The organism is Aquirufa ecclesiirivi, assembly GCF_011250515.1.
Lineage (GTDB): Bacteria > Bacteroidota > Bacteroidia > Cytophagales > Spirosomataceae > Aquirufa > Aquirufa ecclesiirivi.
This window is the reverse complement of sequence record NZ_JAANOP010000001.1, coordinates 583050-595598: the sequence shown is the minus strand read 5'-3', so window position 1 is coordinate 595598 and position 12549 is coordinate 583050. Positions and strand designations below refer to the sequence as shown.

Here is a 12549-nt window from a genome sequence, read left to right as displayed (position 1 = left end):
TTTTCAATGGAATTGGTGAACGTAAGGAAATGAATGTCAATTCCCTAGTACCGTGGAGGTGCAATTAGCACTCTCGCTAATGAAAAACGATATAGATTTTGCCAATTGATTAACTGGCGACGAGGCAACACAAAAAGTAGTGGTAAGATAAAGACTAAATAAATGGAAGGTAGGACATATCCACTTACGCCACTAAAATCAAAACTAGGTAAACTAGGATGACTGGTTGTTTTAGCGTGTTTGGAATCGGCAGCATAATGCATCCAAAGAAAATCCATGAAACTAAATCCTGCTGGTGCCTGACGCTTATGATCTTGAAAGTGTTTTAGCAATTCATTCGCCTTGAAACTTTGTTCCATACCCACCTTCGGAATCCAGGATCCCGCAAAGATAATCACAAAAAGGATGGAGGCTAGCCAAGTTTTCATAGCTCAAATGTAGGAAAAAATGGAAATTTTAATGGATATTTATAGTCTCAATGTACATTTTTTTGAGACAAAAGCCTAAAAACCAACGATTAATAAGCTTGTATAGCCCCTATTATGGATGAAATAAATATTTTGTGGCATCAGTTAACTGATTCTGAAACCATCATTCGCTCTGGCTTGCTTGTTATTACATTGATTGTTTTTGCTGAGAATGGTCTATTTTTTGCCTTTTTCCTCCCTGGCGATTATTTACTTTTTTTAACGGGCGTTTTTGGCGGCACAGGTGTCTTAAAAGAACCACTTTCGGGTTTATTAGCCAGCATATTTTTGGCGGCAGTAATCGGATCTCTCGTAGGTTATCTATCTGGGCGTTTCTTTGGCAAATCCCTAGAAAATAGACCTGACAGCCTCTTTTTTAAGAAAAAACATTTGGATTCAACCCGTGAATTTTTCGATAAATACGGCTTTATGGCCTTGGTTATCAGTCGATTTTTACCTGTAGTTAGAACCTTCACTCCCATCTTGGCAGGTATTAGTAGAATGCCTTGGTACAGTTATTTATTATTAAATGTCATTGGCGGAGGCCTTTGGGTAGGGATTTTGGTTACTTCCGGTTATTACCTTGGCCAGCATTTCCCATGGATTATTAATTATGTACACTACATTATATTGTTTTTCTTAGGGATAACTACCTTTACCGTCATTAAAGGTTATTTAAAAATGAGGCAGTAATGGAAGCTTTCGCATATGTTGCGGCCTTTTTGATCGCAGGAATTCTATTCTTAGCCATTATTTTAACCCTCGCCAAATGGATTAGGCCGAATCGCCCTAATGTTGAAAAACTGAGCACTTATGAGTCTGGAGAAGCACCTATGGGGAATGCCAACATTCGCTTCAACCCTCGTTTTTATTTGATTGCCTTGATGTTTGTCCTGTTTGAAATCGAACTTATATTCCTTTTTCCTTGGGCCTCCGTTTTCCATCATCCCGAATTAGAAGAGGCTAGCCCCATATGGTCTACTTATGCCTTAGTCGAGATGTTTATTTTTATTGGAATTTTAGCGCTTGGGCTTGCATTAGCCTGGGTTAAGGGATATTTAAATTGGGAAAAGCCAGTAGCACCGCAGCTTCCTAATGACAGCCCAATTCCCGATCAGGCTTACCAAAAAATTCGAGATAAATACGTTTCAGAATAATATCAATGCGGAGTTGGAACTCCTATCCTATTATTTATTGTGATTCCAAATACTATTTCATGTGAACCCATGGACTGATAGGCTAGTCCGTTGGCATTCAAGTCATACGAATAAGACATGTGCATATTATGCCGGAGTTGAACTCCAAACATGGCCGAATAGGATTCCTTATGTCGGTATCCAAAACCCATCCAAAACTGTTGATTGAAATCGGCTTTTACATTTGCTTCAATGGACATGGTTCCTGCTTTATAAAATTTCACTAAGGCAGCTGGTGAAACGGTGAAATACTTAGACGTTCTAAAATGATAGCCTATCATGGCAAATAAGTTGGGCTTCATGGTACCCGAATATAAGGCCCTTGTCATGACCTTATCATTATCAAAATCGGAATTGTTAGGCCAATAATACCTTCTACTAAGCGTATCTAAAGCTGAAGGGTCGGAGCGTTCATAGGTAAAGTTCTCGAAAATCAATTGATTCGCAGAAAGGCCTAAGAAAAATTCTCGATTGTAATAAAGTACCCCGACATTGGCCATTAATTGGCCTGCTGTGAGGGATCCATAAGGAGTAGGTGCCGATGTGATCGCCGTTCCGGCTGGTGGATCTAAATATAAAATCAAAGGGTCTCCCCCATCTTTTACATCAAAATTATTCATGTTTAAACCCCTGGAATAATATCCGCCTGTTGCTCCAACAGACAACTTATCTTCCCCACCCAAGGATACATGGTAAGCATACGAGCCTGCTACCGAAAAAGTCGACATAGGGCCAAATTGATCTGCTTGAACCTGTAATCCCAAACCTTGGTGAAATTCCCAGCGATAGTCTTTTTTTCTACGTTTAGTAGGATTAAAAGACCTACGAATGGTTTTAGACATGTAAGGCGTAGGCCCCGTGGAGGTCCTGTCCGACTTATCAATGGACCAATTGGCTGTAGCATTAAAGGTCTTCATTCCTTCTGATAAACCTACCCACTGCTGGCGATACCCCACTTTAATATCCGTATAATCCTCAAAACCTGCAAAAGCCGGGTTATACAGATAACGATTCATCATGAATTGAGTAACTTGAGGTGTTTGTTGTGCAAAGCCCACATGCGCAACTAGAAGTAAGAAAAGAACGGCGAAAAATCTCATTTGAAAAATTAGAACCTCAAAATTCTGTTAAATATATTTAATTTCGCTCGAACTTTCTGGAAAACAGTTGGGTTTTTATATATTAACGGCCCTTTCTAATCAACCATATGCCTATCCAAAGCTACCCGCTATCTCAACTTACTGCCTTCAGCTCATTATTGTTGGACTATTTAGACGAGAAACCTAATTTAAAAAACTTATATCAAAATAGCCCGAACATTGCTGGCTTTAAAAATCAATTAGCTGATAAAAGGTCATTCCCTATCAGCAATCGACAAACTTTAGTAGAAGTACTTCAAGATCAATATCAAGGTATCGAAAACAAACCTGCTATTGAAAAACTACTTGATTCAAATACGTTTACAGTAACCACGGGTCATCAGCTCAATCTCATGACCGGCCCCTTGTACGTCATCTACAAAATAGTATCTACCATCAATTTGGCTAAAAAATTAAAAGCGGAATATCCGACATTTAATTTTATTCCTGTTTATTGGATGGCAACCGAGGACCATGATTGGGATGAAATAAATCATGTGCACTTAAACCAAAAGACCTACTCTTGGAATACACAACAGCAAGGAGCGGTGGGGAGATTTAACCTAGAAGGGATACAAGATTTTCTACAATCATTGCCTTATTCATTGCCTATTTTTCAAAAAGCTTATACTCAAAATAATACCTTATCAGAAGCCGTTCGATGTTACATGCATGAACTTTTTGGTGCTGAAGGATTAGTTTGTTTAGACGCCGATGATTCCCGTTTAAAATCTCTATTTCTTCCTGTGATGGAAGCCGATTTGTTGGATCATGTCCATGAGACATTGGTAGAAAAACAAAATCAGCAATTGAATGATTTGGGGTATAAAACCCAAATCAATGCCCGAGGAATTAATTTGTTCTATTTAATAGATGGCGTCAGAGAACGCATTGAAAAGCAAGGTGAATGGTATAAGGTTTTGAACCAATCCATTCAGTTCAATACGGAAGAATTAAAACAAGAGCTTCAACTACACCCTGAAAGATTTAGCCCCAACGTCGTTTTAAGGCCAGTCTTTCAAGAATGTATTTTACCCAATCTTGCCTATTTAGGCGGTCCAGCGGAAGTGGCTTATTGGCTACAGCTGAAAGGAATATTTGATCATCACCAGATTCCTTATCCCATTGTTTTGCCAAGAAATTTTGCTTTACTCCTACCTCAAGTGGAACAAAAGAGAATAGAAAAACTAGGGATAAAAATCAGTGATTTGTTTCTACCTGAATCATCCTTAGTCCGAAAATATGTCCTTGAAAATTCAGTTTACAGCCTAGATTTCAATCAAGAAATAGAGTCTGTAAATCCGATTTTAGAACAAATGGTCCATAAAGCCAAACAAGTAGATCCGACCTTGGAAGGTAGTATTTTGGCGGAAAGACAACGTTGGGTAAATGGCTTGGAAAGGATGGCGAAAAAGTTAAAACGCGCAGAAGAAAGAAATCATGAAACGGCAATTCGTCAAATACAACAAGTGAAAGCCCATTTGTTTCCACATGGCAATTGGCAAGAGAGATACGATAACCTCCTAGATTTTTACTTGGATAAGCCTAGTCTAATTCAGGACTTATTAGATAGCTTTGATCCATTAAATTTTGAACTTTACGTGATTCCTTTACAGTCGCCCAATGCCTGATAAACTTAGCCCTTTGGATTTTCTTTCCGCTTCTTCTGAAGGGGTAATATTAGATGTTCGTTCTCCTGGTGAATATGAAAGAGCCCACATTCCGGGTGCCATTTCTTTTCCTATGTTCAACAATGAGGAAAGGGCTGCCGTCGGCACATGCTATAAAAAAGAGGGTAAGGATAAAGCCGTGGAATTGGGGCTATCCATCGTAGGACCCAAATTAGCCTCCTGGGTAAAATCTGCCAAAAAATTATCCAGAGGAAAACCTTTGTTAATCCATTGTTGGCGAGGAGGAATGCGTAGTGGAAGTATGGCCTGGCTTTTGGAAACTGCTGGTTTGTCCGTCAAATTGTTGATTGGAGGTTACAAAGCATACCGACATTTGGTATTAAAAAACCTAGCAAATCCCCTTCCTTTACATGTATTAGGAGGGAAGACAGGCAGTGGGAAAACGGAAATATTATTGGAAATGAAAAAGCGAGGATTTCAAGTCATCGATTTGGAAGGAATTGCTCATCACCGAGGTTCTGCTTTTGGTCATTTGGGATTAGCCCCGCAGCCAAGTAGTGAACATTTTGAAAATTTGTTATTTCAAGAATTAAGCCAATTGAATCATCAACAAACTATTTGGGTGGAAGATGAAAGTAGGCATATTGGCAAAGTATTCATGAATTTGGAATTTTATAACCAACTTCGGGATGCGCCAGTACTATTTTTGGACATTGATGCCCAATACCGATTGCCTTATTTAGTGGACGTATATGCTCAATATCCCAAAGAATTGTTGGCTGAAGCCATCGAAAAAATAAAAAAACGGTTGGGTGGGCAACACTATCAAAAAGCAATGGCTTGCTTGGAAATAGACGAGTTTGAAGAGGTGGCAGCGATTACCTTGCAATATTACGACAAAGCATATTTACATGGATTGGAGCAAAGAGATCCTGAAAAAATCAAACGATTAGAGGTCCATTCCTTAGATACGCAAAAGCAGGTGGATGCTATTCTTCCACATATTATGAATGCCTAAAAACGATAACCGAAGATGATGTTACCTTCAGAATTTTTAGATACTATACTGGCAAAACATGAGCAAACTCGTGATTTTCCAGCTACATCAGATATAAAAAAACTATTTACGAAGATTATTCTGACACTTTTTCCAGAGCAAACTCGTAAACATTTTTCTCAAAAAGAGGAATTGGTAGCTGTCTGGGAAAGCATCGAAAATGGATTAGAATCCATGCTACACTCGATGAAAAACGAATTGCCTACGGACCCACATAGCTTAACGCAGGCCTACATGGCACGTATTCCTAAGGTATATGAAACCTTACTGACTGATGTAGAAGCTATGGTCAATGGGGATCCGGCGGCCAATACTGATTTTGAAGTAATAAGAACATATCCTGGCTTTTATGCCTTGGCATTTTATCGTTTGGCCCATGAACTTTGTGCGTTGGGGGTTCCATTAATTCCTCGTATTCTAACGGAATTTGCTCATTCTAAAACAGGTATTGATATTCATCCTGGAGCTAAAATTGGGAAATACTTTTTCATGGATCATGGTACAGGAATCGTCATTGGGGAAACTTGTATTATAGGCGAACGTGTTAAAATTTACCAAGGTGTGACTTTAGGGGCGCTGTCGGTCGACAAAAGTATGGCTTCCACCAAAAGACATCCTAGCATAGAAGATGATGTAGTTATTTATTCAGGAGCTACTATTTTGGGTGGAGATACAACGGTGGGTAAAAATTCGGTTATTGGGGGTAATGTTTGGCTTACAAGAAGTGTAGCGCCCAATACCAAAATTTACCATCAAGAAAATACAAAAGTTATTTTAGAATAATATGAGCACATTATTAGACTTAGTAGGGAATACGCCTTTGGTCGAATTAAACAAATTGCACAACAATAAGAATGTGCGTATTTATGGAAAACTGGAAGGTAATAACCCTGGGGGATCGGTAAAGGATCGAGCTGCTAAAAACATGATTGAGTCGGCTTTAATGCGCGGAGATATTCAACCCGGTATGAAGCTCATTGAAGCCACTTCTGGCAACACAGGAATAGCCCTAGCCATGATTGCTTGTTTATATAATTTGGAAATCGAATTAGCTATGCCTGCAAATTCTACTCGTGAGCGAGTGTTGACCATGGAAGCATTTGGTGCCAAAGTTACCTTAAGCAAGAGTATCGAAGAAGCGAGAGATTATGCCGTGGACAAAGCCGCTACAGGGGAATATATCTTGTTGAATCAATTCGAAAATCCAGATAATTACCTCGCACATTATAAAAGTACGGGGCCGGAAATTTACCGAGATACTCAAGGGAAAATTACGCACTTTGTAAGTTCTATGGGTACTACGGGAACCATCATGGGAACCTCCATGTATTTGAAAGAACAAAATCCTAACATTCAAATTGTTGGCTGTCAACCTACTGAGGGCTCTTCTATACCAGGGATTCGTCGTTGGCCAGAAGCCTATCGCCCAAAAATTTACCAACCCGAGCGTGTGGACCGTATCATGGACATCTCTGAAGAGGAGGCAGTGGTTATGACAAGAAAACTCGCTAAAATAGAAGGAGTTTTTGGAGGAATGAGCAGTGGAGGAGCTGTAGCCGCTAGTATTCGTTTAGCTGAAGAACTTCAAGAAGGCGTGATTGTGTGTATTATTTGTGACCGCGGCGACCGCTATCTTTCCAGTAATCTATTTGGATAGTAAAACCCCTAAGAGCTTGTAATGCGTAGGTTTACCCCAGCGTAATTTTTGACTTCCCTCAATATAATACGTTTGTACATGGCCATCTGAAAATGTCATTTGCAAATTTTTGCTGGTTTCAAAAAGGAAGTTCTGTTGAGAAACTTCGATCTCAACGCGCGTAGGTCTATTAAGGCCATCAAGATGCACCATAAACTTCTTTACAGGTAAGGTTTCTCCCAATTTCAAAGAATACCAAATCAAATCTGGTTCGGATAGATTGTCATAGCTTTTTTCAAATGCTGGTTTATTCAAATCCGCTTCCAAAAACAAGGCCCACTCCTTGGCCCAATCAATATCAGAGACCACTTTTACTTCCTTAACTCCATCCAAAAATACTGTTTTATGCACTTTGGGTTTAGTTTCCTCAAACGATTTAATGTAAGAATGAAGTAAATCAGCCCAAGCAAAATACGTGTTTTTAGGACTCGTATTGACCGATTCACTACATGAAAAAAATAGTAATCCTGCCAATAAACAGAAAAAAGGCACAAATTGAGGGATATGTAGATTTGAATTTCTCAAAACAAGATCATTGTTTGATGCGGGCATAAAGGTACGGATAATCCCTAAATAAGAAATAGAAAAGCCGGCTTTTGAGAAACCGGCTTGATCTAGGTAGTATTCAACTGGCCATAACTTCTTCCAATGGAATTTTAAGCACTTTGGTCAACTGAAAAATCTTCGTCGCGTTAGGATAATGTTTACCAGATTCCCAATAATTATAAGCACTTTGGCTTACTCCTACAGCACTGGCTACTTGTTGTTGGGTGAGTTGCAAAGATTGCCTCGATTTAATCAAAGCAACGGAGAATAAATGTTTGGTTTTCATACTATTAATTGGTTAGGTGATATTAATTAATTCAAATGTTTCGAATTGAAGTATAAATTACAAATGCCACTAAAAAAAATATCTTATTTTATGATTATTTTGATATTGACCCTATATAATATGCAAAAAAATAGCCTGAAATGAGAATTTCAGGCTTGGTAGTAAAATCAAAAAAATGGCCTATGCCAAAAGAGCACAGGCCGATCACTATTTAATTTGATATTTATATTTATATCGTTCAAACAGCTGAGTATGTTTGTTTTGTAAATCGATAGCCCGACCTTGGATGAAGGCGTGCGTCAAGACACTAGACTTCATGTCCAATAAATCACCCTGACAAATCAAGATGTTGGCATCTTTTCCATTTTCAATCGTTCCCGTTCTCTTTTCTATGCCTAAAATCTTAGCGGGATTGGAAGTAATAACCTGCAATGCCTCCTCTTTACTCAAACCATAAGCTGCTAAAGTACCAGCCATGAAAGGCAAATTTCTTTGCTGTGTATAGCCATCCCCTGAATCTTGGCTAATACTTACCAAAACACCAGCTTTGTATAACATCGCTCCTGTTTTATACGGTTGATCCACTGCATCATCCTCAGTAGCAGGTAAACTATGTGGCTCTGAAAGGATCACGCTTACTTGATTTTCCTTCAAAATATCCGCAATCATCCAACTATCTGCTCCACCTGCAATGACCATTTTGAAGTTAAACTCTTTGTTCAATTCAATGGCCGCCAGCATTTCCTTCACTAAATCACAATGAATATACAGGGATTGACTACGATTAAACAATCCTTTCACTGCTTCAAATTTCAAATTGACTTCCGCATGTGACTTTTCATTTAAATAGGCTTTCGCTTCTCTGAAAAACCCCTTGGCTTGTTCTATTCTAGCTAAACCAGCCCTTACAGGATCTCCTGATGCCGTATTTCCTCGACGCATATTATTGGGACGATTGATCAAAGCTGGCATGGTCATATGTATTCCTTCGTCAACCAAATAAGCTGCATCTTCCCAGTTCCAAGCATCCAATTGGACAACACTCGAACTTCCTGAAATCAATCCTCCTTGTGGTACAATCTGTGCCAATAAAACACCATTGGTACGTAAGGTATTAATGACTTTACTGTCGGTATTGTATGCTACCAAGGAACGAACATTTGGATGTATATCACCCAATTCTAGGTAGTCTACCGTAGCTCGTGTTGAACTAACCTCCACCAATCCTAAATTGGTATTAGGCGCAATAATTCCCGGATAAATATGTTTGCCTGTAGCATCAATATGTTCTACATCTGACCCTAAACTAGGATTTGATGTTTCTATTTTCAATTTCCCCTTCTCTATGATCAAATTACCTTTATCAATCACTTGCCCATTTCCTACGTGAATGGTTGCTCCTGTAATGACAATTTTCTTTGTTTGTGCAGGTGAGGGATGCATGGTCTCCTGAGCTTGTAGCCCTATGGAAATCATACTTAGTATAGCTATGAATATTTTTTTCATGTGGATGTCGATTAATTTTCTGTCAATACCATGCGTGATTGGATACGCTCCCAAAGACTTTTGTCGTGTTGGTGATCTTCTTCGCAATTATTCATTTCTTTAAAAGTAGGTGCAGCTGGCCTTGTGCTAGCTCCTCCCTTTTTAGCATTGGCCATTTTCTGAACCAATCGTTGTTTCTCCGCTTTTAAATTAGCTTGTAAGGTCGCATCTAAATCACGATCAAATACAATCATGCCATCTACAATGGTCTTTTCGGATTTGGCATAAATACTTAATGGATGCGCAGACCAAAGTACTAAGTCGGCATCTTTGCCTGCTTTGATACTTCCCACACGATCCGCTACGTGCAACATGTTGGCTGGATTCAAGGTGACCATTTTCAAGGCATCTTCCTCGCTCATTCCTGCATATTTCACTGATTTAGCAGCTTCTTGATTCAATCGACGAGCCATTTCCGCATCATCTGAATTTATGGCTACATTAATTCCATTTTTTTGCATGATATAGGCGTTTTGAGGAATGGCATCCAAAACCTCCATTTTATAATTCCACCAATCACTGAAGGTCGAGGCATTGGCTCCATGCTGTTTCATTTTGTCGGCCACTTTATAACCTTCTAAAATGTGCGTAAATGTATTTACAGTAAAATTGAAACTTTCTGCCACCTTCATCATGGAATTAATTTCACTCTGAACATAGGAGTGGCAAGTTATAAATCGCTTCTTATTGAGAATTTCCAATAAAGTTTCTAATTCTAAATCAATGCGTTTGCCGGGTCCTAATTTTTCATATTCTCTGGCGCGTGTAAAGGCATCCATTAGGACTTGCTCCACGCCCATACGCGTATCGGGAAAACGATTATTAGCTGTATTATAAGACCGCTTCACATTTTCTCCTAAAGCAAATTTGATGAAGGGATCCCAATTAGCAAATTTCATTTGTTCGGCATTTTGCCCCCAACGGAACTTGATTAATTGAGTCTGACCGCCTATCGTATTACAGCTTCCATGCAAAATATGACTGCTTGTTACGCCTCCGCTTAATTGTCTGTAAATGTCCACATCTTCTGGATCAATTACATCCGCCACTCGCACCTCAGCCGTAACGGACTGGGAGCACTCGTTAATTCCACCGGTAGCTGCCACGTGTGAATGCTCATCAATAATTCCTGCTGTAACGTGCTTGTTGCTTCCATCAATCACTTTCGCAGAAGCATCTTTAAGGTTTTTACCCACCGAAACGATTTTCCCATTCTTCACCAAAACGTCTGTTTCTTTCAAAACACCTTGTTTTTCATTGGTCCAAACCGTCGCATTTTTAATCAAAATAGTCTCTTGTTTTGGTATACTTTTTTGACCAAAACCATTGAATGGATATACTAAAGACCCTAGGGCCTCCTCTTCTGATTTCTTTTCTTTTTTATCAGATTTACTTTCTTCCAAAGCACCTTCACGAGTTGCTTTCCAACTAACCCAGTCTCCAGAGGCTAATTGTCCTGTTCCTAACCAATTGGCTCCTTGTTGAGTACCCGTCAAACGAATACGTTTTCCTGAATCTCCTTTTTTAGTAAATACCAAATTGACCAATTGATCTTTTTGGATCAAATCAACCTGTATCGTATCAGCACCTTGTAAAGTAGCTTTTAAGTCGGTCTTTACTAGTAAAGTATATTTCTCAGCACCTAATTGGAAGGCATATTTTCCTGTTAAGTTGGACCAAGCATCTACTTGTACACCATAACCATTTCCTTGTACCCAGTTTTCTACAATTTGAGTTTTATCTTGAAAAACAAGTCCAGTTGTAATCAGGAAATTAGCCAATTTCCCTACATCCAAAGTTCCTACTTGATCTGCAATTCCTAAAAGCTGCGCTGGACTCGTGGTTAAAGCATCCATTGCTTTTTGCTCGGAAAGGCCCATCTGAATGGCCTTTTTCAAGTTTGTCAAAAAAGAAGAAGTTTCTCTCAATCCATGAGCTGTTAAGGCAAATGGGATACCTGCCTTTTCAAATGCCGCTGGATTCGTTGGAGCTAATTCCCAATGTTTTAATTCAGCTACATTGACAAAACGAGCATCAGTAGGATCCTCCAAATCCATGGCTTGTGGAAAAGCTAAGGGCAATATGAAGCTCGCTTTCGTGGCTTTAATATCTTCCATACGCTGGTATTCATCCCCAGCAGCTTTGATGATGTATTGAACACCAAATTCATCACCAATTTTATCTGCACGTAATGCCGACCATTTATCGCTCACTTCAAAAATCTGAGGTAAAGATAAATGCTCATTATATGAAGATAAACTCAGGTTTAGCCCTTCCTTACCTGGCTTCGATTTATACCATTGGGCATCTAAAAAATTCTGTCTTAATAAGGCTACGCTGCCCATTAGAGAGCTTGGATAATCTTGGGTAGATGATCCTTTGCTAAAAGAATAATGAGCAGATGCTTTCTCTTTTAAAATGACTAAATTCTCCTTCTGATTAGACAAACTTACAATGGTCCCTGCTCCTCTGGAAATTCCATCCATTTGGTGGGTCAAAACAAGGCCAAATCCTGATTGTCTTAATTCCTTGGCTTTAGCTTCATTTACTTGGAATATTTTCACGTGAGCCAACTCCGACTTCAAGGCTTGATTCCAAGAATAAGGGCCTTTGGTATTGGACAGCATTTGAGCTGGACTACGGAAGTTAGAAGTCCCACCTCCGATGGCCGGAGTTCCATAGTCGCTATACATATCAATGAAAGAAGGATAAATATACTTGCCTTGGCAATCCAATATGACAGCTTCTTTGGGAATGGGAATATTGCTTCCTATTTGTTCAATCTTTCCTTGACGGATAATCAATGTTGCATCCGAAAGAGTCGTTTTTGAATCTTTCACAATGGTCGCATGCGTAAAAGCATAATATCCTTGACGTGGATTTGCGACATCATTTACTGGGTAAGTTATTTGGGCCACCAAAGGAATACTGATAACCCATAAGAAGGCCGCTGCCCCCAAGGTAAAAAGGTGTTTCATAGTAAGTT

General features: G+C 39.3%; 12 protein-coding genes. 6 read left to right on the top strand and 6 right to left on the bottom strand.

The genetic code is table 11. The features are described 5' to 3' along the window. Positions 1–44: 44 nt before the first annotated feature. Positions 45–428, bottom strand: a complete 384-nt coding sequence (locus tag G9H65_RS02485) for a hypothetical protein (RefSeq protein WP_166373767.1) — start codon at positions 426–428, stop codon at positions 45–47. A gap of 114 nt (positions 429–542) precedes the next feature. On the opposite strand from G9H65_RS02485, the gene G9H65_RS02480 reads away from it, so the two are divergent. Further along, the gene (locus tag G9H65_RS02480) at positions 543–1160 is read left to right on the top strand and encodes a DedA family protein (RefSeq protein WP_166373766.1); all 618 of its coding nucleotides are present in this window, start codon (positions 543–545) and stop codon (positions 1158–1160) included. Further along, positions 1160–1624 carry an NADH-quinone oxidoreductase subunit A gene (locus tag G9H65_RS02475; protein WP_166373765.1) on the top strand — a complete coding sequence of 155 codons (465 nt, stop codon included), beginning with the start codon at positions 1160–1162 and terminating at the stop codon, positions 1622–1624. The genes G9H65_RS02480 and G9H65_RS02475 overlap by 1 nt, the downstream gene beginning before the upstream one ends. A gap of 2 nt (positions 1625–1626) precedes the next feature. Here the strand turns inward: G9H65_RS02475 and G9H65_RS02470 are convergent, their stop codons facing one another. Further along, positions 1627–2763, bottom strand: a complete 1137-nt coding sequence (locus tag G9H65_RS02470; protein ID WP_166373764.1) for a PorP/SprF family type IX secretion system membrane protein — start codon at positions 2761–2763, stop codon at positions 1627–1629. Between the two features lie 107 nt (positions 2764–2870). Between G9H65_RS02470 and bshC the strand changes: the two genes are divergently transcribed. The 4 genes from bshC to cysM are packed head-to-tail and all read left to right on the top strand — an operon-like array spanning position 2871 to position 7147. Beyond that, positions 2871–4433 carry a bacillithiol biosynthesis cysteine-adding enzyme BshC gene (gene bshC / locus G9H65_RS02465; RefSeq protein ID WP_166373763.1) on the top strand — a complete coding sequence of 521 codons (1563 nt, stop codon included), beginning with the start codon at positions 2871–2873 and terminating at the stop codon, positions 4431–4433. Continuing rightward, positions 4426–5451 carry a tRNA 2-selenouridine(34) synthase MnmH gene (mnmH, locus tag G9H65_RS02460; protein WP_166373762.1) on the top strand — a complete coding sequence of 342 codons (1026 nt, stop codon included), beginning with the start codon at positions 4426–4428 and terminating at the stop codon, positions 5449–5451. Before bshC ends, mnmH begins: the two co-directional genes overlap by 8 nt. 15 nt (positions 5452–5466) lie before the next feature. Beyond that, complete coding sequence (locus G9H65_RS02455) at positions 5467–6273, top strand: serine O-acetyltransferase (protein ID WP_166373761.1); 807 nt, start codon at positions 5467–5469, stop codon at positions 6271–6273. Between the two features lies 1 nt (position 6274). Beyond that, positions 6275–7147, top strand: coding sequence for a cysteine synthase CysM (gene cysM, locus G9H65_RS02450; RefSeq protein WP_166373760.1), 873 nt, complete (start codon positions 6275–6277; stop codon positions 7145–7147). On the opposite strand, the gene G9H65_RS02445 is transcribed toward cysM, so the two are convergent. The 4 genes from G9H65_RS02445 to G9H65_RS02430 all read right to left on the bottom strand — a co-directional run bounded on the left by G9H65_RS02445 (position 7136) and on the right by G9H65_RS02430 (position 12541). Beyond that, positions 7136–7738, bottom strand: coding sequence for a hypothetical protein (locus tag G9H65_RS02445; RefSeq protein WP_166373759.1), 603 nt, complete (start codon positions 7736–7738; stop codon positions 7136–7138). The genes cysM and G9H65_RS02445 overlap by 12 nt on opposite strands. A gap of 73 nt (positions 7739–7811) precedes the next feature. Then, a complete protein-coding gene (locus tag G9H65_RS02440) occupies positions 7812–8018 on the bottom strand; it encodes a helix-turn-helix transcriptional regulator (RefSeq protein WP_109324460.1) in 207 nt (68 codons plus the stop codon). A gap of 207 nt (positions 8019–8225) precedes the next feature. Continuing rightward, positions 8226–9524: an amidohydrolase family protein gene (locus G9H65_RS02435; protein ID WP_166373758.1), complete on the bottom strand. Its 1299-nt coding sequence runs from the start codon at positions 9522–9524 to the stop codon at positions 8226–8228. Between the two features lie 11 nt (positions 9525–9535). After that, positions 9536–12541: an amidohydrolase family protein gene (locus G9H65_RS02430; protein ID WP_166373757.1), complete on the bottom strand. Its 3006-nt coding sequence runs from the start codon at positions 12539–12541 to the stop codon at positions 9536–9538. Positions 12542–12549: the final 8 nt, after the last annotated feature.